General features: G+C 62.9%; 29 protein-coding genes. 11 read left to right on the forward strand and 18 right to left on the reverse strand.

The genetic code is table 11. The features are described 5' to 3' along the window. Positions 1-95: 95 nt before the first annotated feature. A complete protein-coding gene (locus ASD01_RS02760; RefSeq protein ID WP_051659126.1) occupies positions 96-374 on the reverse strand; it encodes a hypothetical protein in 279 nt (92 codons plus the stop codon). A 112-nt stretch (positions 375-486) separates the two neighbouring features. Between ASD01_RS02760 and ASD01_RS02765 the strand changes: the two genes are divergently transcribed. Continuing rightward, the gene (locus tag ASD01_RS02765; protein ID WP_034788138.1) at positions 487-1,377 is read left to right on the forward strand and encodes a LysR substrate-binding domain-containing protein; all 891 of its coding nucleotides are present in this window, start codon (positions 487-489) and stop codon (positions 1,375-1,377) included. Between the two features lie 83 nt (positions 1,378-1,460). Next, complete coding sequence (locus ASD01_RS02770) at positions 1,461-2,105, forward strand: VIT1/CCC1 transporter family protein (RefSeq protein WP_060520584.1); 645 nt, start codon at positions 1,461-1,463, stop codon at positions 2,103-2,105. 28 nt (positions 2,106-2,133) lie between these two features. On the opposite strand, the gene ASD01_RS02775 is transcribed toward ASD01_RS02770, so the two are convergent. Continuing rightward, positions 2,134-2,790, reverse strand: a complete 657-nt coding sequence (locus ASD01_RS02775) for a GntR family transcriptional regulator (protein WP_034788143.1) — start codon at positions 2,788-2,790, stop codon at positions 2,134-2,136. 293 nt (positions 2,791-3,083) lie between these two features. Between ASD01_RS02775 and ASD01_RS02780 the strand changes: the two genes are divergently transcribed. From ASD01_RS02780 to ASD01_RS02800, 5 genes are all read left to right on the forward strand, one after another. Further along, entirely contained in the window at positions 3,084-4,508 is a 1,425-nt protein-coding gene (locus tag ASD01_RS02780) for a M20 family metallopeptidase (RefSeq protein WP_060528780.1), read from the forward strand. Between the two features lie 33 nt (positions 4,509-4,541). Beyond that, entirely contained in the window at positions 4,542-5,261 is a 720-nt protein-coding gene (locus ASD01_RS02785) for an ABC transporter permease (protein ID WP_034788148.1), read from the forward strand. Beyond that, positions 5,261-5,983: an ABC transporter permease gene (locus tag ASD01_RS02790; protein WP_060528781.1), complete on the forward strand. Its 723-nt coding sequence runs from the start codon at positions 5,261-5,263 to the stop codon at positions 5,981-5,983. The genes ASD01_RS02785 and ASD01_RS02790 overlap by 1 nt, the downstream gene beginning before the upstream one ends. Before the next feature lie 2 nt (positions 5,984-5,985). Beyond that, a complete protein-coding gene (locus tag ASD01_RS02795; RefSeq protein WP_034788153.1) occupies positions 5,986-6,762 on the forward strand; it encodes an ABC transporter ATP-binding protein in 777 nt (258 codons plus the stop codon). Positions 6,763-6,826: 64 nt separating this feature from the next. Beyond that, entirely contained in the window at positions 6,827-7,684 is an 858-nt protein-coding gene (locus ASD01_RS02800) for a transporter substrate-binding domain-containing protein (RefSeq protein WP_034788156.1), read from the forward strand. A 340-nt stretch (positions 7,685-8,024) separates the two neighbouring features. Here the strand turns inward: ASD01_RS02800 and ASD01_RS02805 are convergent, their stop codons facing one another. Further along, positions 8,025-8,279: an acyl carrier protein gene (locus ASD01_RS02805; protein WP_034788158.1), complete on the reverse strand. Its 255-nt coding sequence runs from the start codon at positions 8,277-8,279 to the stop codon at positions 8,025-8,027. Between the two features lie 127 nt (positions 8,280-8,406). Between ASD01_RS02805 and ASD01_RS02810 the strand changes: the two genes are divergently transcribed. Continuing rightward, positions 8,407-9,015 carry a helix-turn-helix domain-containing protein gene (locus ASD01_RS02810; protein ID WP_063979483.1) on the forward strand — a complete coding sequence of 203 codons (609 nt, stop codon included), beginning with the start codon at positions 8,407-8,409 and terminating at the stop codon, positions 9,013-9,015. A 74-nt stretch (positions 9,016-9,089) separates the two neighbouring features. Here the strand turns inward: ASD01_RS02810 and ASD01_RS02815 are convergent, their stop codons facing one another. The 15 genes from ASD01_RS02815 to ASD01_RS34360 form a co-directional block, all read right to left on the reverse strand. Then, entirely contained in the window at positions 9,090-9,407 is a 318-nt protein-coding gene (locus ASD01_RS02815; RefSeq protein WP_034788160.1) for a hypothetical protein, read from the reverse strand. Positions 9,408-9,606: 199 nt separating this feature from the next. Continuing rightward, the gene (locus ASD01_RS02820; protein ID WP_034788163.1) at positions 9,607-9,810 is read right to left on the reverse strand and encodes a hypothetical protein; all 204 of its coding nucleotides are present in this window, start codon (positions 9,808-9,810) and stop codon (positions 9,607-9,609) included. A gap of 135 nt (positions 9,811-9,945) precedes the next feature. After that, positions 9,946-12,018 carry an ASKHA domain-containing protein gene (locus tag ASD01_RS02825; RefSeq protein ID WP_051659127.1) on the reverse strand — a complete coding sequence of 691 codons (2,073 nt, stop codon included), beginning with the start codon at positions 12,016-12,018 and terminating at the stop codon, positions 9,946-9,948. A gap of 157 nt (positions 12,019-12,175) precedes the next feature. Continuing rightward, positions 12,176-12,508, reverse strand: coding sequence for a hypothetical protein (locus ASD01_RS02830; RefSeq protein WP_034788166.1), 333 nt, complete (start codon positions 12,506-12,508; stop codon positions 12,176-12,178). Between the two features lie 47 nt (positions 12,509-12,555). Then, positions 12,556-12,858 (reverse strand): hypothetical protein, encoded by a 303-nt coding sequence (locus ASD01_RS02835; protein WP_034788169.1) that lies wholly within the window; start codon positions 12,856-12,858, stop codon positions 12,556-12,558. A 39-nt stretch (positions 12,859-12,897) separates the two neighbouring features. After that, positions 12,898-13,863: a methyltetrahydrofolate cobalamin methyltransferase gene (locus ASD01_RS02840; protein WP_034788171.1), complete on the reverse strand. Its 966-nt coding sequence runs from the start codon at positions 13,861-13,863 to the stop codon at positions 12,898-12,900. A gap of 89 nt (positions 13,864-13,952) precedes the next feature. Further along, on the reverse strand, positions 13,953-15,044 hold the full coding sequence (locus ASD01_RS02845) for a methylenetetrahydrofolate reductase (protein WP_034788174.1): 1,092 nt from the start codon (positions 15,042-15,044) through the stop codon (positions 13,953-13,955). Further along, positions 15,041-15,643 carry a methylenetetrahydrofolate reductase C-terminal domain-containing protein gene (locus ASD01_RS02850; RefSeq protein ID WP_034788176.1) on the reverse strand — a complete coding sequence of 201 codons (603 nt, stop codon included), beginning with the start codon at positions 15,641-15,643 and terminating at the stop codon, positions 15,041-15,043. The genes ASD01_RS02845 and ASD01_RS02850 overlap by 4 nt, the downstream gene beginning before the upstream one ends. Then, positions 15,636-15,938, reverse strand: a complete 303-nt coding sequence (locus ASD01_RS02855; RefSeq protein ID WP_034788179.1) for a virulence factor — start codon at positions 15,936-15,938, stop codon at positions 15,636-15,638. Before ASD01_RS02855 ends, ASD01_RS02850 begins: the two co-directional genes overlap by 8 nt. Before the next feature lie 237 nt (positions 15,939-16,175). Beyond that, the gene (locus ASD01_RS02860; protein ID WP_034788182.1) at positions 16,176-16,979 is read right to left on the reverse strand and encodes a formyl transferase; all 804 of its coding nucleotides are present in this window, start codon (positions 16,977-16,979) and stop codon (positions 16,176-16,178) included. Positions 16,980-17,024: 45 nt separating this feature from the next. Continuing rightward, a complete protein-coding gene (locus ASD01_RS02865; RefSeq protein ID WP_034788185.1) occupies positions 17,025-17,204 on the reverse strand; it encodes a hypothetical protein in 180 nt (59 codons plus the stop codon). Between the two features lie 377 nt (positions 17,205-17,581). Further along, a complete protein-coding gene (locus ASD01_RS02870) occupies positions 17,582-18,355 on the reverse strand; it encodes a pyrroline-5-carboxylate reductase (RefSeq protein ID WP_034788187.1) in 774 nt (257 codons plus the stop codon). A gap of 276 nt (positions 18,356-18,631) precedes the next feature. Then, the gene (locus tag ASD01_RS02875; protein ID WP_034788542.1) at positions 18,632-18,895 is read right to left on the reverse strand and encodes a DUF1488 family protein; all 264 of its coding nucleotides are present in this window, start codon (positions 18,893-18,895) and stop codon (positions 18,632-18,634) included. A gap of 47 nt (positions 18,896-18,942) precedes the next feature. Continuing rightward, entirely contained in the window at positions 18,943-19,065 is a 123-nt protein-coding gene (locus ASD01_RS37175) for a hypothetical protein (RefSeq protein ID WP_034788190.1), read from the reverse strand. Between the two features lie 42 nt (positions 19,066-19,107). After that, positions 19,108-19,413, reverse strand: coding sequence for a hypothetical protein (locus ASD01_RS34360; RefSeq protein ID WP_034788191.1), 306 nt, complete (start codon positions 19,411-19,413; stop codon positions 19,108-19,110). A 414-nt stretch (positions 19,414-19,827) separates the two neighbouring features. Here ASD01_RS34360 and ASD01_RS35285 point away from each other — a divergent pair, with 414 nt between their 5' ends. From ASD01_RS35285 to ASD01_RS02885, 3 genes are read left to right on the forward strand one after another with little or no spacing between them, the layout of a single operon-like run. After that, entirely contained in the window at positions 19,828-20,001 is a 174-nt protein-coding gene (locus ASD01_RS35285) for a hypothetical protein (protein ID WP_156552966.1), read from the forward strand. A gap of 44 nt (positions 20,002-20,045) precedes the next feature. Beyond that, positions 20,046-20,204 carry a hypothetical protein gene (locus tag ASD01_RS35290; RefSeq protein WP_156400735.1) on the forward strand — a complete coding sequence of 53 codons (159 nt, stop codon included), beginning with the start codon at positions 20,046-20,048 and terminating at the stop codon, positions 20,202-20,204. After that, a complete protein-coding gene (locus ASD01_RS02885; protein WP_034788194.1) occupies positions 20,204-20,419 on the forward strand; it encodes a hypothetical protein in 216 nt (71 codons plus the stop codon). Before ASD01_RS35290 ends, ASD01_RS02885 begins: the two co-directional genes overlap by 1 nt. The last annotated feature ends 14 nt before the right edge of the window (positions 20,420-20,433 follow it).

Here is a 20,433-nt window from a genome sequence, read left to right on the forward strand (position 1 = left end):
TGGCTCCTTCTGAGTGTCTCAGCCGGTCGCGACCATGATGGTATTTATGGCCTAACCTGACTTATCATTCCAACGAATATGTTTGATGCCTTTCATCAAACATGGTGATTGATTAGCGGGTCCGCAAACATCACGTCGTCACGGACTCTCTGTGGCAGTTTGGCGAGTTCGCGCCGGGCTTCCACCCGATTCCGCGCGATCTGTTTTTCGCGTCGTTGCCTTGCAACACCGTCGAGGACGGCGATCATTTGATTGAGGGCGTTGAGGACCATGTCGTTGCTCCTGCTATGCTCTTTTTTTACCACTGCCTGCGGCAGGCGGCTGTTACGGAGGGAACTCTTCGAAGCGGCGATAACAAGGGCTGCGGTGGACATGCGTTTCTCCTTCCTGCGTCGTCCTTGAGCTTGACTATCGGCCATTGCTGATGTTCAATCAAACGAAATGAAGTGAAGCTATCTTTCAGTTTTTTTGAATGAGGTTGACGCCATGAACATGCTGATGCGCCATGCGCTTCCGCTTCTCGAAATGGACGTGCTGAAGACTTTCATCGCGATTGCCGAGACCGGCAACTTCACCACCGCCGCCGAAACCGTCTACCGCACGCCGTCGGCTGTCTCGATGCAGATCAAGAAGCTCGAAGAGATGCTCGGCTGTACGCTGTTCCTGCGAGACGCCCGCTCGGTCACCTTGACGCCGAAGGGCGAGTTGCTGCTCGGCTTTGCCCGCCGCCTGCTGTCGCTCAACAACGAAACGGTTTCCCGCTTTCTCTTGCCGGATATGAACGGCGTCGTGCGCGTCGGCGCGCCTGAGGACGTTGGCGAGCGCATCCTGCCCGAGGTGCTGAAGCGTTTCGCCGAATCCTATCCGAACGTCACGGTCGATGTGTCGATCGGCATGAGCAACGCCATGCGCAAGAAGGTGGACGAGCACCGGCTCGATATCGCCATCTTCAACAGCCTGACCGAGGGAACGCCCCGCAATGGCGAAATTCTGATGCAGGAAAAGCTGGTCTGGGCCGGCGCAAAGTGCGGCAGCGCGCATCTGAAGGATCCGCTGCCGGTGTCGATGTGGGAGGACGGCTGCGTCTGGCGGGCGGATGCGGTAGAGAAACTCGCGCGCGCCGGCCGCAAGTTCCGCATTGCGTTCCTCAGCGCCTATACCACCGGGCAGCGCGCCGCCGTGCTTGCCGGTCTCGCGATCGCGCCGCTGCCGCGTTACCTCGTCCAGGGGGAAATGGTGCAACTCGGCGAGCGCGACGGCCTGCCGGATCTCGGCCACTACAATATCGGCCTGCAGGTGATCAGCGATGCGCCGGCGCCTGTACTGGCGGTCGCCGACCATGTGCGCGACGCGTTCGCCGATCTGCAGGTCCAGTAAGGGGAGATATCGCGGTTGCGCTCTTCCCGGTCGCTGCCCACCGCCTTCCTGTCGTCCTGGCCACTTTCGTCGAGTGCCCGGCCATGAGCGAACGGTCGCGCGTTCTCGATCCGATCGACCGCCTGTCGGAGATCATCTTCGGCCTCTTGATGGCGCTGTCCTTCACGGGAACCATGAGCACGGTCACGGCCGGCGAGGGCGGTGTCAATGCCGTGCTCGTCGCCGCCCTCGGCTGCAACATCGCCTGGGGCATCGTCGACGGCGTCATGTATGTGCTGACGACGGTGGTGGAGCGCGTGCGACGGCGCGGTTTTCTCGACAGGCTCAGGTCTGAGCGGCTCGATCGCGCCCGCGAACTGTTTCTCGAAAGCCTGCCGGACGATGTGCGCCGCGTCTCTTCGCCCAAGGAAACGGAAGCGCTGCTTGTCCGGGTGAGGGCCCTTTCCGCCGATCCCAGGCACAGGGTGGTGACTGCGCACGACCTTAAGGCAGCCGTCGCGATCTTCCTGCTGGTCGTCGCCTCGACGTTGCCGCCAAGCATTCCCTTCCTGCTGACGGACAATGTCGCGCTCGCCATGCGCGCCTCCAACGCCATTGCGCTCGTCATGCTCTTCGTCATCGGCGCGCGCCTCGGCCGCTACATGGGCCGAAGCCCCTGGCCGATGGCCTTTGCGATGGCTGCGATCGGCGCGGTTCTGGTGGCGGTGACGATCCTCTTTGGCGGATAACTTTCGCCCTTGAGCGACGAGGGTTCGCTCACACCTTGATCGGTGCCTGGCGGATGTGGATTTCGATCAGCCGTTTCAGTTCGGGCAGATCCCGGGCTTCCAGCGCGTCGACCATCAGGTGGTGCTCGCGGGCCGATTGCTCGATGCGGGCGCGGGTGCGCCATTGCGATACCGGGGCCGATACGGTGCGCTGGCGGATTTCGGCAACGACGTCGACGAGTTCGGAATTGCCCGAGAGCATGAGAAGCGCGCGGTGGAAGGCGAGGTTGGCGTCATAGTGCTCCATGATGGAGCCGCGAAACGACATCTCGTCGAACTGCCGGGCGAGTTGCCGCAGTTCGGCGATGGTGGCGGGCGTTGCATTGGCAACCATGCGGTCGGCGACGCCGGTTTCGAGAATCACGCGGATATCGCTGATTTCCTGCGTGCGCTGGTCGTCGAGTTCATAGACCTGGTAGCCGCGGTTGGGATTGTGCTGCACCAGCCTGCGCTGCGACAGCCGGTCGAGCGCCCGGCGCACCTCCGGCCGCGTGCAGTCGTAGCGGCGCTCCAGGTCGATCTGCTTCAGCCAGGCGCCGGCCGGCAGGGTCCCGGTCAGGATGTCGTGCAGCAGGAGGTCGGTAACGTCCTTCTTGTCCTCGGGCTTTTCCTCGGGCGCCAGCATTTCCGTCAGATCGTCGCTCATTCCTGCCTTACACTCTCTTTCCGCCTGTCACCGGCCTCTGACGCACGTTGCTGGTGCATGTCCCAAGTCCCCGGCGCGTGCCTCGCGTCGCCCGCCGCAGCGGAATTGGCTCCATTTTTGGAGAAACTATGATGCTGTCGTGAACAATTCAATGCGGGAGAGCGGCGTTGCCTGCCTGCCTCTCGCCGTTGTGCACATCGCTCGAAATGTTTCAGGACCCTCTTGTGTATCCAAAAATGTTATCATAAATTGGCGCCAATTCTGGTTACTATTGTTGCGGAAGTCAAGAAACGATGAAAAATGCCGATGCCGTCTGGGACCTCCTCGAAGCCAAGCGCGAACGGTTCTTCGTGCTCAGCGACCGGGTCTGGGATACGCCGGAAACCAATTACGAGGAGTTTTCCTCGTCGGCCGAACACGCCGCGCTGCTGGAGGCCGAAGGTTTCCGTGTGTCGCGCGGCATCGCCGGCATGCCGACGGCGGTCATGGGCGAGGCGGGCGAGGGCGGACCGGTCATTGCCATTCTCGGCGAGTTCGATGCGCTGCCGGGCCTCAGCCAGGAGGCCGGCATTGCCGAGGAACGGCCTCTGGTCGACGGCGGCAATGGCCATGGCTGCGGCCACAATCTGCTCGGCGCCGGCGCGATGATGGCGGCGACCGCCGTCAAGGATTACCTCGCGGCCAGCGGCATCAAGGGGCGGGTGCGCTATTACGGGTGCCCGGCGGAAGAGGGCGGCTCGTCCAAGGGCTTCATGGTGCGCGCTGGCGTGTTCGACGATGTAGATATCGCGATTTCCTGGCACCCCGCACCCTTTGCCGGCGTCAACAACCCCATTTCGCTTGCCTGCAACGAGCTCGACTTCCGCTTCAGCGGCCGGGCGTCGCATGCATCGGCTGCCCCCCATCTCGGCCGCAGCGCGCTCGATGCGCTCGAACTGATGAATGTCGGCGTCAACTATCTTCGCGAACACATGCCATCGTCGGCGCGCATCCACTATGCGGTGACGGACACCGGCGGCAACGCGCCGAACGTGGTGCAGGCCCGCGCCAAGGCGCGCTATCTCGTGCGCGCCCGCAGCCTGCCGGAACTGCTCGATCTCGTGGAACGTGTCCGCAGCGTTGCCAAGGGCGCGGCGCTGATGACCGGCACCACGGTCACGGACGAGATCGTCAGCGGCGACGCCAACCTCGTCGGAAACACCCCGCTCGAAGCGCTGATGCACCGCCAGCTTGAGCATCTGGGACCGCCGCAGTTCGACGAGGACGATCGGCGGACGGCGGCAAAGTTCCAGGAGACCTTTACCGGCGAGGATATCGCCTCTGCCTTCGAGCGTTTCGGGCTCAAGCTGCGACGGGGCGTTTCGCTCTGCGACACGATCTTTCCGCCGGAAAACGGCGCCGGCACGCTTGTCGGCTCCACCGATGTCGGAACGGTGAGCTGGGTGGTGCCGACCGTGCAGATGCGCGGCGCGACCTACGCGATCGGCACGCCCGGCCATTCCTGGCAGCTGGTGGCGCAAGGCAAGCTGCCGGCCGCCCACAAGGGCATGGAGCACGCGGCCAAGGTGATGGCGAGCACGGCGGTGGAGCTGATCCTCGATCCCGCGCTCATTGCCGCCGCCAAGGCCGACCATGCCGTAAGGCTCGAGGGCACGCCCTTCGTCAATCCCATTCCTGACGATGTCGACCCGCCGATCCCCGGGGTGAGCCATGGTTAAGTCATCGATCGACAAGCGAAGGGAGGCGCTGCGATGACTGAGCCCGGTTTCCTCGACATCATCAGCTTCGGGCCGGACGGCTGGGGCCCGGCGCTTGCCGCCGGCGCCTGGATGACGATCCTGATCGCGATTGCCGGTTTTGCGATCGGCGGCCTCATCGGCACCTTCGGCGCCTGGGCGAAGATCTCCGGCGGCCCGGTCGTCCGTGGCTGCGCCGAGGCCTACACGACGGTCCTTCGCGGCATTCCCGACCTCCTGGTCATCTATCTCTTCTATTTCGGCGGCAGCGCCGTGGTGACGGCCGTCGGCCAATTGTTCGGTGCGGAGGGTTTCGTCAGCTTCCCCGGCTTCATCGCCGGTGCGCTTGCGGTCGGCATCACCTCAGGCGCCCAGCAGACCGAGGTCTATCGCGGCGCCTTCCGCGCCGTGCATCCGGGCGAGTTGGAGGCGGCAACCGCCTGCGGCATGGGCCGGCTCCTCAAGTCTCGCCGCATCATTGCACCCTTGACGCTGCGTTATGCGCTGCCCGGTCTCGGCAATGTCTGGCAGGTGGTGTTGAAGGAGTCAGCACTGGTCTCGGTCACGGGTGTCGTCGAACTCTTGCGTCAGGCTCAGATCGGCGCCGGATCGACCAGCCGTCCCTTCGACTTCTTCTTCATTGCAGCCATGATCTATCTCGCGATTTCGACCGTGTCGGGCCTGGTTCTTCAGGTTACCGAGCGCCGGTTCTCGCGCGGCGTCAGGAGGGGCTGATGGATATCAAATTTGCCCTCGAAACCTTCTGGAGCTTGGCGACGGCGCTGCCGCTGACGCTGGAGCTTGCCGCGACATCGATCGCGCTTGGTTCGGTGCTGGCTCTTGGGCTGGCGCTCTCCCGTCTGTCGGGCATTCTTGCGCTCGATCTCTTTGCCCGCACTTACGTGTTCCTGTTTCGCGGAACGCCGCTGCTCGTGCAGATCTTCCTGATCTATTACGGCCTCAGCCAGTTTCCCGCCGTTCGCCACAGCATCTTCTGGCCGCTTCTGCGCGAACCCTACTGGTGCGCCGTGCTGGCGCTGATGCTGAACACGGCCGCCTATGCGAGCGAAATCATCCGCGGCGGCCTCCTTTCGGTTCCGCACGGCCAGGTCGAGGCAGCGCGGGCCTGCGGCATGGGGCGCGTCATGATCTTTCGGCGCATCGTCATGCCGCAGGCGCTGCGCCAGGCATTGCCCGGTTACGGCAACGAGATGATCTCCATGGTCAAGGCGACCTCGCTCGCCTCGATCATCACGCTGATGGAAATCACCGGCGTCGCCGCCAAGCTGATCTCGGAGAGCTACCGGGTGATCGAGGTCTTCGTCGTCGCCGGTCTCATCTATCTCGCCATCAACTTCGCGCTGACCCGGCTCGTTGCGTTTGCCGAACACCGGTTTAACCCGCAGCTGCGCGCGCCATTGCCGATCTCCGCCGAACTCAAGGGAGAAGCCCATTGAACATGTCCGCCGCCGTCACCGCACCGGTCGCGATCCGCGTGCACGACCTTCACAAGAGTTTCGGCCCGGTCGAGGTGCTGAAAGGCGTGTCGCTCGACGCGCGCGAGGGTGAGGTGATTTCCATCCTCGGATCCTCCGGCTCCGGCAAGTCGACGCTGCTTCGCTGCATCAACATGCTGGAGGTTCCGAATTCGGGCACGATCGAGGTCGCCGGCGAGGCGATCCGGCTGAAGACATCGAACGATGGGCGCAGCCGCCCGGCCGACCAGAAACAGGTGGACCGCATCCGCTCCGAACTCGGCATGGTGTTTCAGAGCTTCAATCTCTGGTCCCACAAGACCGTGCTTGAAAACGTCATCGAGGCGCCGGTGCATGTGCTGAAGCGCCCGCGCGTCGAGGCGATCGAGGAGGCCGAAGCCCTGCTTGCCAAGGTCGGCATCGCCGACAAGCGCAACCATTATCCCTCGCATCTCTCCGGCGGCCAGCAGCAGCGCGCCGCGATCGCCCGTGCGCTTGCCATGCGCCCGAAGGCGATGCTCTTCGACGAACCGACCTCGGCGCTCGACCCGGAACTGGTCGGCGAGGTGCTGCGCGTCATGCGCGGTCTGGCGGAGGAGGGGCGCACCATGCTGGTCGTCACCCACGAGATGGGCTTTGCCCGCGACGTCTCGAGCCGCGTCGTCTTCGTACACAAGGGCACGATCGAGGAGGAGGGGCCGCCGCACGAGGTCTTCACCCATTCGAAGTCCGAACGCTTCCGCCAGTTCATCAAGAGTTGAAGCCTGTCGTGATCGGCGGGCCGAAAAACAAAGCAATCAACATCCACAAAAGGGGAATGCTGCAATGAAAAAGACCACCGCAATCATGGCATCGGCGCTTGCCGTTGCCGCGGGGCTGATGTCCATGCCGGCGCAGGCCGAAGACAAGAAGTGGACGAAGGTGACGATCGCCACCGAAGGTGCCTTTCCGCCCTATAACCTGACCAAGGCGGACGGCACGCTCGACGGCTACGAGATCGAGCTCAGCAAGATCCTCTGCGACCACATGAAGGTCGAATGCACCGTCATCGCGCAGTCCTTCGATGGCATGATCCCAGCGCTCAACGCCGGCAAGTTCGACGCGATCATGGCCGGCATGTCGGCCACCGAGAAGCGCAAGGAAGTCATCGACTTCTCGATGTCCTACGGCAGCACCGGCCAGGCCTTCGCGACGCTGAAGGGCGGTGATCTCGAAACCCTGCCGATGAAGGGCGAGCTCTTCTCGCTTGCCTCAAACGAGGCCGGCGCGCGCAAGGCGGTCGACGAGCTGAAGCCGCTGATCGAAGGCAAGACCATCGGCGTCCAGACCGCCTCGATCGCGGCGCGCTTCATCGACGAATATCTGAAGGACGTCGTCGAGGTGCGCGAATACAAGACGACCGAGCAGCACGATCTCGATCTCGTCGCCGGCCGCGTCGATTTCGTCATGGCGTCCATGGGCTACCTGAAGACGACCGTCGAAAAGCCCGCCAACAGCGACATGGTCATCACCGGCCCCCGCTTCCAGGGTGGCTTCCTCGGCGCCGGCAGCTCCGTTGGCCTGCGCAAGAGCGACCCCGAATTGAAGGCGCTGTTCGACGACGCAATTGCCGCTGCCAAGGCCGATGGTACCATCAAGCGCCTGTCGGAGAAGTGGTTCGGCTTCGACCTGACGCCGCAGTAATCCGGGTCGGTTCGCCCTCTCAACCAAAGCACCGCGCGTTCCGTCGAACGCGCGGTGTTTTCTGTGTTTGGAATGCCCCGCGCTTCCTCGCGCGCTTGCGAGGCGGTTGGCAGGGCTGTTTATTTAATAGCGACGCGCAGCGCGTGTGGACATCTTTCGAACACAATCGCTTCGTATAAGCCCATCTGTCGACATTTGCTTATGAGCGCTGAATGTGTTCGCCGCTCGCAACTGTCGCGTCGCTTTAGACTTTTGACCACGGATGTACTGGCACTGGTGTAAGAGCGATGATGAGGAAGGTCGGTGCGGTTTCGCCCCGGCCTTTTTTATTGCCGGATGATCACTTCAGCGTTTTCGACGCGAGCACAAAGTCGATCAGGTCGCCGACCGTGACGAGCTTTTCGACAGAGTCGTCGGTCAGATAGATCTCGAACTCTTCCTCCACCAACATCGCCAATTGAGACACTTCGAGCGAGTCGGCGCCCAGATCCTCTTCGATCTCGGCATCGTCTTTCACTTCGGAAGCCTTCACGCCGAGCAGCTCGACGAGGATCGCCTTTACGCGTTCGGAAACATCGGATCGTGTGGGTGCCATGGATCTACTCCCTCCCTTAAAGCATAACACAAAGGGCGGTGAACGGCCGTCTAGGCCTATAGGATCATTCGCTGATTTCGTCATGATCCAAATGGGTTAGGCCATTTCGGTGAGGGAGAGCCCCTGGGTGTTTGCCAGTGCCAGACCTCGGCACCTCGGCGAACTCCTGCGATATGTCGGCGAACGCGTCGATCGGGGTGCCGCCGAGCGATCTGAAACCCTGAAGATCGACTACAGGCCGCGCTATACGCCCCTGTTGCGCGCGCTTGCCGCCGGCGCCGAGACCGTCACCGAGATCACCAGCAACAGCAGTCTCACCCAGGGCGCGATCAGCCAGACGGTCAGCCTGATGCTGAAGGGCGGGCTCCTTGCCCGGCGCGGCCCCGACGACGGCAGGAAGACCGGCCTGCGGCTGACGAAAAAGGGCGTCGCCCTCCTGACAACTCTGGAGCCGCACCGGCAGATGACATTCCTGGCGATCCGGTGCCTCGAGCTGGAAATCGGATATCCGGTTCTTGCGGTGCTACAGGCGCTCGGGGCGGCGCTGGAGCGGGAAGGGTTCGCGAGCCGCCTGAAGGCCGCCCCCATCGTCAGGAGAAGGAGGCTTCCGGTGGCCGCTGAAGTCGGGACCAGAAACTGGTTCGATGCCGCAGCCACCGCCTATGCCCTGTTCCGGCCGGACTATGGTCGGTTCATGGAACGGCTTAAGGAAAAGCCTTCCTCGATCCAGCCTTGAGGGAGGCGCGGCAGCCACCGCGCCAAGCCCAATCCGGCGCGGCAAAGCCGCCCCGGTCACCTTCCAACGATGCCCTATTTCGTCGGAGCAGGCGTCGGCCGCACCAGCGAGACGACGCGCGGCTTCGAGGGGGCGTCCAGCCACTCGATCCACTTGTCCCGTTCCTCGGTCGTGTCGAAGAACCGCCAGAGCTTGTAGTCTTCTTCGGTGGTCTGCAGCATTTCGCCGATCGAAACGAGCTCCATCGGCAATTCCACCTCGTTGCCGTCGTAGCGAATGAAGTAGATCCCCTCGGCGGCAAGCCGGATGATCTGACCGGTGCCATAGGTGCCATCGGGATCGTCGACGGTGAAGTACATGCCGGTCAGGGTATCGAGAATTTTGTCGTTCATGGGTTCTGGATGCCAGTTTAAGGAATAGGTTTCATCAGACCGTCGCCCGCCGCCGGAATTAAGGCAAGCTGAAATCTCCGGTGTCCACATTCACCAAACAGCATAATAGCCCGATGCGCGACCAAACGAGGACTTTCGCCTGTGCGGTCGGCCGCCACGTTCATGGCGAGAGGGCGGCTGGTGCCGCCCTTCGTTTGCGTCAACCAAAGTACGAGGTTTTGCCGCGCGTGAGGTTGGACCTGCCCGTGCCTGGCGTCGTGTTGGGTTTCCCGCTACCGCCCGCCAACTCGATTGCTTCAATGGCTTTGGCAGCCGGCTGATTTTCAGCGGCCCCCAGCGAACTCACTGCGAAGGCGGAGCCGGCAAATGCAAGCGATGCCGCGACTGCGATGATGATTTTCATTGGTCTCTCCTTGGTGCAAAGCACGCGCAAAAGCGCGCCAACCTCGGCGTAGACCTGCTGTGAGAACGAAGACATACGGCGGTTGTCGTATTTCGACACGGCAGAGACTTGTGAGAGCTCGGAATGGTTACCGGACTACTCCCGGCTCCTCCTCCTCCGCCGTCCGCCGCCTTCACCGTCATCGCTACTCACCTTGCGCTCCGGCAAGGTGACCACGGTCGAAAGCTTCGGGAAGCTGTCGACCTTGTTCGGCATCGCCATGGCGTTGACGAAATGCTCCTGAAATTTTGATTCAAGCGCCGTCTCTATCTTCTCGATTTTGCTGACAGTTTGCTCGATCTCGCGGCGGTGGCCGCGGTTCAAGAGCGCCATCAGCGCGCCGGTACCGGCGGCGTTGCCGACGGCCTTTACGTCGTCGAGATCGCAGTCCGGGATGAGGCCCAGCACCATCGCATACTTGGGATCGATGAAGGAGCCGAAGGCGCCGGCAAAGCGGATGGTGTCGACGTGGTCGACGCCCTGCTTTTCCATGAGCAGCTTGATGCCGGCATAGAGCGCTGCCTTGGCGAGCTGGATGGCGCGGATGTCGTTCTGCGTCACGGTGATGCGCTGCTCACCCTCGTGCAGGAGGTAGGAGAAGGTGCGGCCGTTCGGGATGATGCGCGGGCTTTTTGCCGCCATGGCACCATCGACGACACCGTCCTCGGAGATGATGCCGGAAAGATACATCTCGGCGACGATCTCGATGATCGCCGAGCCGCAGATGCCGGTGACGCCGACTGATGCGGCCGCCTCGGCAAAGCCTTCCTCGTCAGACCACTTTTCGACGCCGATGACGCGGAAGCGCGGCTCCAGCGTTACGGGATCGATGCGCACGCGCTCGATCGCGCCGGGGGCGGCGCGCTGGCCCGACGAAATTTCCGCACCTTCGAAGGCCGGGCCCGTGGGCGAGGAAGCGGCGACGACGCGGTCCTTGTTGCCGAGCACGATTTCGGCATTGGTGCCGACATCGACGAGCAGCATCATCTTGTCCTGGCGATAGGGCCCTTCGGCGAGGGTTGCGCCCGCCGCATCGGCGCCCACATGGCCGGCGATGCAGGGCAGCATGTAGAGGCGCGCGCCGCGATTGACGTCGATATCGATCTCATGCGCCCAATATTGCAGCGCGCCTGACACGGCGAGCGCGAACGGCGCCTGGCCGAGTTCCGTCGGGTCGATGCCGAGGAAGAGGTGGTGCATGATCGGGTTCGCGACGAAGACCATGTCGAGAATGTCGTGGCGGTCGACTTCACCCTCGGCGCAGACCTTGCCGATGAGACCATTGACCGCCTCGCGCACGGCCTTGGTCATCGCCTCGCGGCCATCAGGATTCATCATCACATAGGAGACGCGGCTCATCAGGTCTTCGCCGAAGCGGATCTGCGGGTTGGAGGCGCCGGACGAGGCGGCGATACGACCCGAGAGCAGCGACACGAGATGCATGGCGATCGTCGTCGAGCCGATGTCGCAGGCAACGCCGTAGGCCTCGTTCTTGAGGCCCGGCCACAGGCCGACGATGAAGGGGCGCGAACTATCCATGTCGCGGTGGATGGCGGCGGTGACGGCCCAGTTGCCCTTGCGCAGGATGCCTTGCACCTGCGGGATCAGGTGCGGCGCAATCAGCAGATCCTTCCAGCCCCAGTCCTTCTCCAGCATCACCTTCAGCCGGTCGAGATCGCCGAGCGGCTTGTGCATGTCGGGCTCGTCCACCTCGACATAGCAGAGCTGAACGGCGGCATTGCGCTCGATCACCCGGTCGGTTGCGGCCTTGCGCACGACCTGGGCGTTGATGACGGTATCCTGCGGCACGTCGATGACGAGATCGCCGAGGATCTGGGCGGAACAGGAGAGGCGGCGGCCGTCGGGCAGGCCGCGGATCTTCTCGTAGCGATCTTCCTTGGCGCCCTTTTCAGAAATGTGGTCGTTGGACGAGACGATCTTGTGCTTGGCGAAGTTGCCTTCTTGCACCACGATCTGACAGCGTCCGCAGGTGGCGCGCCCGCCGCACACGCTTTCGACATAGACGCCGAGCTTGCGCGCCGCATCGAGAACCGGCGTGCCGACCGGGAAGCGGCCGCGCTTGCCCGAAGGCATGAACAGCACGAGAGGGTCCTTTTGCGCGGCTTCGGTCATGTTGGTCTCGATCTCGGAGGTACCTTCAATGCGCATGCTCTGTGGTCTTTCGTCAGGTCCGCTTCAATGGGTCAAGCGAAGCACGGGTAAACGGTTTCAGACTGCACCGGAACGGCGCCCGATAGTTGTCCAATCCCGACATGGAAGCTTCTGTTTCAAACAGTTAGGTGTGGGGCACGGCGGCGCGTCAGGCTTACTTGCGCGACAGCCGCCGGGCGTTGCTGCGCACGCGCTTGCCATAGGGCCTGAGGGCTGCGGACGCAATCGCCGTTCCGTGGCCAGACGCCGTGCCGCCGGTCATCAGGCGCAAGGTGTTGTCGAAGGCGGCCTTCCAGATGGCCATGTTCACGGCCATGACGCTTTCGGCCGTGGCGGCGATCTTCTCGGAGACCATGCGATGAAGCTCGGTCACGTCCTGGGTCTTGCCGGTGAGCGCCGCCATCTGCATCTCCTGCAGTCGGACGGCGATGACGAAGGGGGCCTCGAACCAGAGGGTGGCGGCATCCAGGCGTAGGCTGCGTGTCATGGTGATCTCCACTTTGCGTTGGCGGATGGATGAACCGACGTGCGTTGCTACGGCGCCCCGGCAAGTTTTACGACTGCGAATGTATAGGCAAGAGTCGCGGCCAGCACGGCCGAGCTGCCCCAGAGGCAAGCCTTGATCACCTGCTCCTGCGGACCGAGATAGACCTTCCTGGTGACGGTGGCGATCATTATTGTTCCAAGTACGGCAGCCGTCACGATGATCACGGGCGCACCATAGGTGCGGAGCGCGGCGTAGAACCGCTGAAACTCGGCCGCATCGTCAAACAGTGTGTACCTGGCGATAACGACCAGAGGGAGAACGACGGCAAGGAGGCGCAACTGGCTTCTCATCGTCCTTCTCCCTCGAGCGCATCAGCGCCGATCCAGGAACTACTCGCTGGCAGCCGCACCACCCGTGCGGGCCGCGCGGCCACCGCGACGTCCGCCACCGGCGGCTGCCACTGGTGCTGCCGCAACCACATGGCCACCTTCGGCCGGCTTGTGGTCGCGGTAGGTCTTGATCCAGTGGGTGCAGTTCGGGTCGGTGCCGTTCAGCACGTTTGCCGCACGCACGGCTTCCATTTCCTGCGGGCGGCAGGGGTTCATGATTGCCGACGTCATGCCGGCGCCGATGACCATCGGAATGAAGCCGGCATTGATGCCGTGGCGGTGCGGCAGGCCGAAGGAGATGTTGGACAGGCCGCAGGTGGTGTTGACCTTCAACTCTTCGCGCAGACGCCGCAGAAGTGCGAAGACCTGCTGGCCGGCGGTGCCCATGGCGCCGATCGGCATGACCAGCGGGTCGACGACGATGTCGTGCGGCTTGATGCCGAAGTCGGCGGCGCGCTCGACGATCTTCTTGGCGACGGCAAAACGCACATCCGGATCTTCGGAAATGCCGGTTTCGTCGTTGGAGATGGCAACGACCGGAACGTCATACTTCTTGCAGAGCGGCAGGATCGCTTCGAGCTTTTCCTCTTCGCCGGTCACGGAGTTGACCAGCGGGCGGCCCTTGGCGACGCGCAGTGCCGCCTCGATCGCGGCCGTCACCGAACTGTCGATCGACAGCGGCACGTCGACGAGGCCCTGGACGATTTCGAGTGTCTTGACCAAGAGCGGCGGCTCGGTCTCGTTCGGATTGACGGCGGTCACGCCGGCGTTGACGTCGAGCATCGTCGCCCCGGCGGCGACCTGTTCCAGCGCATCCTTGATGACGGTGTCGAAGTTGCCCTCGATCATTTCGGCGGCCAGCTTCTTGCGGCCGGTCGGGTTGATGCGTTCGCCGATGACGCAGAACGGCTGGTCGAAGCCGATGATGATCTCGCGGGTGGCGGAAGCGACGATGGTCCGGGTCATGCAGGGTCCTTTGTCATTTGGCGTCTATGTAATCACGCCCGTGAAGTCGATGATAGGCGCCTTGTGGCCGGCGCCAGTTTTGTCTGCGGTCAGTGCGGGTGATGGGCCGCGGCTTCGGCCATCTGTTGCTGGTTCTCTTCCTTGCCCTCGCGAATGTGCTCCAGGCGCTCGGCAACCATCGCATCCTCCGGCAGCGTCTCGTGCTTCCAGGGGCGGCGGCCCTTCAGGACGCCCGATTCATGCACGATTTCTGCGACATATTCTTCCTGGCGGTAGGCCATGACGTGAATGCCGGAGACGCCTTCGATCTCCTTCACCTCGTTGATGATGTCGATGCAGAGCTGCTTGCCTTCCTTCTTCTGGTCCTGCGCGCCCTCAAGGCGGGTAATCACGCTGTCCGGAATATGGATGCCCGGCACGTTGGAGCGGATCCAGCGGGCGGTCTTGGCCGATGCCATCGGCCCGACGCCGACAAGGATATAGCACTTCTCGTGCAGACCGAGGTCGCGCACCTTCTTCATGTATTCGCGGAACATCGGCACGTCGAAGCAGTACTGGCTCTGCACGAACTGGGCGCCGGCCTCGATCTTCTTGGCGAGACGATAGGGGCGGAAATCATAGGGCGGCGCAAAGGGGTTGATCGCAGCGCCGAGGAATACCTGCGGTGGTGTCGTCAGCTTGCGGCCCGAGAGGAACTTCGAGTTGTCGCGCATGATGCGGACGGTTTCGAGCAGCGACATGCAGTCGAGGTCGAAGACGGGCTTGGCGCCTGGCTGGTCGCCGGCCTGCACGCCGTCGCCGGTCAGGCACATGATGTTCTGAACGCCCATGGCAGAGGCGCCGAGCACGTCGCCCTGGATGGCGATGCGGTTCTTGTCGCGGCAGGCGATCTGCATAATCGGGGCGTAGCCCATGCGGGTCAAAAGCGCGCAGATGCCGACCGAGGACATGTGGCAGTTGGCGCCGGAGGCATCGACCGCGTTGATGCCGTCGACCCAGCCGTCGAAGATCGCGGCGCGCTCGTAGACATCCTGCGGGTTTGCGCTGTCAGGCGGGTTGAGTTCGGCGGTGACGGCGAACTCGCCGCGGCGCAAAACCCGCTCAAGACGGCCGCGGGAGGAATGGCCGGGCAGGGGCTCGAGCGGCGCGCCGGGATCGAAGGGATTGATGTCGGGGCTCATGCCTGGCCTTCCTTGGATGCCGCTTCACGGCGCGCTGCGGCTTCCGCCGTCACGCGCAGCCAGGACGAGGTTTCGCGCAGCGACTGGTTGACCGGCTTCTGCACGTTCATGATGGCGTTGCCCTTCTCCATGTTCTGCGAGCCCTTCCAGGCCTGCACCCAGACGCAGGGCATGTCCGGCTCGACCTCGCAATTGCCGTTGGCGCGCACGCCGCCGCAGGGGCCGTTGCGTAGCTGCTTCGGACAGTTCATCGGGCAGGACATGCCCGTCGACGACAGCGCGCACTGGCCGCACATGCGACAGTCGAAGAGGAAGCCTTTCACGTGGCGCTCGACGAAGGTCACCGGACGCTCGACCCGGCCATAACCGATGGCGTTCCACAGCGGGTGAAGCAGCAGGAACAGATCGGCGAAGCGGTGGTAGAACCATTCGAGGAAGCGGGAGTTGCGGACCGCCCAGAGGCGGACCGTATATTTGTGGCGCGAGCGGCGGCTCGGCGAAACGCCAGACGGCGTAAACGCGCCGGTTGCGGCCTTGGCGGCCGGGGCGGCGTTGCCCTTCATCACCTTCGGCTCGCTCGGCGGTTTGGCGTCAGCCATTGTCGCGGCCTCCGGCTTTGACGAGGGCGACGAGGCGTTCGCGGTCATAGGCGGCTTCGAGCTCGGCGGCGGCCTGGTCGGCTTCCGTTTCCAGATTGTCGGAGACCGGCACCGGATCGGCCTTGCGCCATTCGGCGAGGTAGTCGTCGGTTTCAGCCGCACCGGTGCGCATGGCGCACATGTCGATCGCTTCGGTGAAGCGCAGAGACAGCTCGCGCTTCGCCGTCGTACGGCCCTTCTTGATGATGACCTGGGCCGGAATGTCGCGCCAGTAGACGATAATGCGATCTGCCATGGGGTGTTGTTCTCCTCGTTCTGCGACAATGCGCATGTACCGGCGTCCGGGCTCATCTCGCCACGACGTCGGATATGTCCAAAAACGACGCTGGCGCGGATGCCATATCAGACGTCTTGGCGGTGATGCGCAAGTCGCAGTTGAGGCGCTTCTTGCAGCCAGGAACCATCGGCAAGGATTACCCGCAGTTTCAGGCTTTTAGCCGATGTCGGAAGGAGGTAAGGGCGGCTTGTCAGCCTACCAGATGCCGCGCTTCAGGCCGTTCCATATCCAGGTCCAGATCGGCGGATGATACCATTGCCGTGACGGGCCTGCGACATCGATGACCTGCAGCTTTCCGGCGAGCGCATCGCCGACGGCGGCAATCGCAATGTCCGTGGAAGCCGCCGTCTGCAGCAGCGGATAGGTGTGCATCGTATCGTGAGGGGCAGGCTTCTGGCGCGACTGGTAGAGCACGCCGCCGGTATCGACGCCCGCATCGACCAGATGCACGGTCGCTCCGAAGTTTTCGAGGTCGTTGTTGACCTGCGCCCAGTAACCGCCCATCAGGCCGCGATAGGCCGGGTTGATGCCGGCGTGGAAGTTGAGGACCGGGCAGGGGAAGGCGGCCAGCGTTTCGGCCTTCAGCATGCGGCAGCTGATGAGGAAGACGACATCGGGTTTGAGCGCGCGCACTTGGGCGATGGCGTCCGTGTCGTTGATGGAGGCGATGGATTTGACCGGGATCGACGGATCGGGTTTTCCCGAGACTTTGTAGGTCGCGAAGATCTCGTCCGCGCGCTTGCGGGTAAAACGCTTGCCGAAGCGCGAGGCGATCATGGTCGCAAGCTGCCCCAGCGCCGTCAGCCAGCCGAGCTTGCGTGCGCGGCGGCGCAGGAACAGGCCCTTCGATTCCGGCTGCTCCTCGACGACTGCAACGTCGGCGAAATGCGCGGAGAACGCGTTGATCATGATCCAGGGGTTCTCGCCGCCCGCGGTCACCACGACGACGCGGCCGGGGCGTCCGCCTGCGGCTTGATTTTGGCTGGCGATGTCGGTCATGGCGGCCCCGCGGATGAACAGGGCCGAGTTATGAAGGCTTGCCCGTTACCGCCGGCTTAACTGGTTCCAGTACCATTCGGCGACACCGCCACCGAGCACGACGAGGGCGACGGATTCGACCATCTTCACGTCATCCGAGAGGCTGCAGACCGCGCCGACGACCAGCGACAGCAGCAGCCCGGCGGCGCAGCCGATGGCGTAGGGCAGATAGTCGAGGATTTTCACTGGCGCCTCCCGTCCCAAGACGCAGCAGTCGCGCACTGAGATGTAACGCAGGGTAGCGCAGATATAGGGATTAGGAAGAGCTTATTTTTCGTTGTCGGAGCGAGCGCTCACGTAAGCCGCTGCGCTTCGGTCAGCATCGGTGGACGAGGCTAGCCGGAGTTCTTGCAAACCGGATTGCCCCTCACCCTAACCCTCTCCACGCAGGCGGGGAGAGGGGACGTGGCCCGATCTTAGTTTCGCCGAGCGGAGCCGCAGCGAGGCGGAAATCGTGGTGTTTATTGTTGGCGGAGTGGGTGCCGCGAATTTCCTCCGCCCCGCTTGCGGGGAGAAAGGTGGCCGGCAGGCCGGATGAGGGGCTTTTCCGTTGCGCCAGTGGCTCACGACGCTGCGGTAATCCGCCGGTGGATGCCGCCGAGACTTTCCCTGAATTTTTCGAAGGTGCCGTGCTCCGTCAACTCCCGCAGCACCTGCTCATTGATGCCGCCGCGTGTCGCGTAGTCCTGCGCCAGATGGGCGAAGCTCGCGTCCGGGGTCGTTTCCGGCGCCTGGCCGAGCGCACCAAACAGGCTGGCGATATAGGCGCGGCCCTTGGCTTCGTCGACGCCATTGTCCTTTAGCCAGCTATGGATCGTTTCCAGGTACTTGAAGTAGCTGGCATAGGTGGCGGTCGCCACACTTAGCGCATCGAATTCGCTCTCGCTTGTTACTTCGATCGCCGTGCCGAGCCGGCCGAAAAACGCCGCCATATCCGGATCCGGCGGGAAGATGATCGTCGGGCCCTGGCGGATCGCGATCATCGGCATCGGCAAGGCCTTGGTCACGCGCTTCACTTGGCCGACCATGGCGGCGATCTCGGCGCAGGAGAAGGTCGCAATCAGGCTGACGACGTGGTGATCCGGGCGAAAGCGCAGGGTCGGCAGCACGTCGCGGGCGATCTGCGGGCGGACGCCGAGCATGACCGTGTCTGAGGCGTCGAGCACCGCCTGATTGTCGGCAGCGACAGTCACGTCAGGAAAGCGGGCGGCAAGGCCCGCAGCGATCTCTTCGTTGCGCGGCGAAAGGACGACGGTGGTGATCTCGCCGGGAAGCGTCTTGAGGCCGGTGACGATCGCCGAGGAGAGTGCGCCGGTGCCGATGAATCCAAGTTTCATGAAAGTTCTGTCGCCTGGTGATTTCAGAAGGTCCGTGAAACTGCCGGGTGTGGCATGCACGGGTACGGGTTTGGAATTGGCGGAATAATAATAGCAAAGGCGCCGGCGACAAGCGCTCGCCATGGCGTCGCCCACAGGAGAGCAGGACGCATTTCAACAGTGCGGTTGAGATTGCCACGCCCTTTCGGCCGCTGCGGGGCGCGTTGCGCATAAGGCGGAGACCCCTGCTAGGCCAAGGGGTGTTAGTCGAACGGGTGCTGCGTTTTGGCCCGGGACCTAGCGAAAGTCATCGGCGGTGAGGACATAGATCGTCCGGCGCCCCTTGGCATAGGCTGCCGTCGCGGCCTCGTGGATTGCGTTGCGCGCGGCATCGAAGGCCAGCAAGCAGGCTGCTTCGGTCGTCCGGGTGGGCGCGCCACGGGAGAGGGCGGCCGCCTCAACGTAGAAGGGCACTTCGAACATGCCATCGTGGCCAAGGAAACGTACGGCCTTGCGCGCTTCATCGAAGCTTCGGCATGGGTTCGGAAAGGTCAGCGGCATGGTCGTAATCCTTTTGGCGGTAAGCCAGGCCGGCCAGAGACGGGCCGTCACAGGATCCGCCCGAAAAGGATCGTGGTCACGACGACGGCGACCGCCAGCGAAAGGGCGATCCAGGCAAGCAGGCCGCGGTAGTCGAATAGATAGATCTGAGCCGGTATGTGGTACTTCATGATCGCCTCCTGCAGCTGATCTGTTAGGAAGATGGTTTGGATCTAAAGGGCGTGTCTGGACTTGAAGGCCCGTTCGGCCAGGGCCATTCGCTCATCGGCGGGACGAATCAGTTCGAGATTGCCTTCATCGGTCACGCGCTCATGGCATTCGTCGCTGCTGCGTATGCGGTACTGGAGCGCATTGTCGCGGATGGGGAGCGTGGCGGTTATGCGGTAGGTGTCCCCGATGGTCGACTCTCTGGTCAGCGCTCCCTTCGAGCGAACAAGCTGGCCGACCTGGAAGCGGTGAACCGGCGACTGGTCGCGGGGGCCGCGGATGATGCGTTTCGTAAAAGATAAAGCGTTCATAGTGGTCTCAGTCCTTTTAGGTGTGGGCAGGCACGGTCGGTCGGCTGCGATGAGCCGGTTATCGACCGATCAACCAAGGTTCGGGGAACGAACAGACGTTACAATGCGCGATGTGCTTCGAGGCGAAGCATGGACCAAGCACTGGATCCGAAGCTTGCGTGTCGTTCGAAAATTTAGGAGAATAGGTGCGGTTAGAAATTCTGATACCGCGAAAGCCACATCGGCCAAATTTACTTGGATATACTATTGCGCGTCGATTGAGTTTCAATTGAGGCGCGTGTGTCGGCCGGCGCAGATTTAAAGTGTTTTTGGCGCGACGCCGGTGTTTCTCCCGAGTTCCTCGCTGCTCGCGTGATAAAAGCCACGTGCCGATCGAGGATGTGTTAAGCTCGTCGCTTGGAACTGGAGACTGTCATGTCCGAGCCGAACAAACTCTACCAGAGCGAAATCATCACCCTGCACAAGGCGCCGCTGATCGGCACTCTCTGCCTGGAATGCGACGACGGCCAGATCGAGGTCGCGCTGAACCGAGCGGCTGCCGAGACCCTGCAGAAGGTTATTGCGCGCTTTCTTTCCCCAGCCGCGTGACACCCCCCAGCCGCGATGGCCTCATTCGATGAAGGAGAGGCGCGATGTCCTCCCGTTTGGTCTTCTCACTGTTTCTGGTCGCCCTGTCGGTTTTTCTTGTCTGGGCCTTCAGGCCACCTCAGGGCAATGCGAGCGATCGCCCCGCCATGCCGCATGTGGCTGAGCAAGGGCAGGCGGTAAACCCCGATTACGGACTGGGCTGATGACAACACTAAGGTACGGTCTCAAGGTCGAAGCCAACAATGTTTGGGCGGTTGTCGATGTCTTCACCGGGCAACCGGTTGTTGTTGACGGTTATCTGATGTCCAACTTGCCGCGCGACGAAGCGGATGATCTTCTCGATATTCTCAATCTCAAAGACCGCATACGCAGGGGCACGATCCAGCTTCCGCCCCGGCCGCCGGAAGATAGGGGTTAGATGGGTGGGCTGGA

It is taken from the genome of Ensifer sp. Root423, assembly GCF_001426275.1.
Lineage (GTDB): Bacteria > Pseudomonadota > Alphaproteobacteria > Rhizobiales > Rhizobiaceae > Ensifer > Ensifer adhaerens.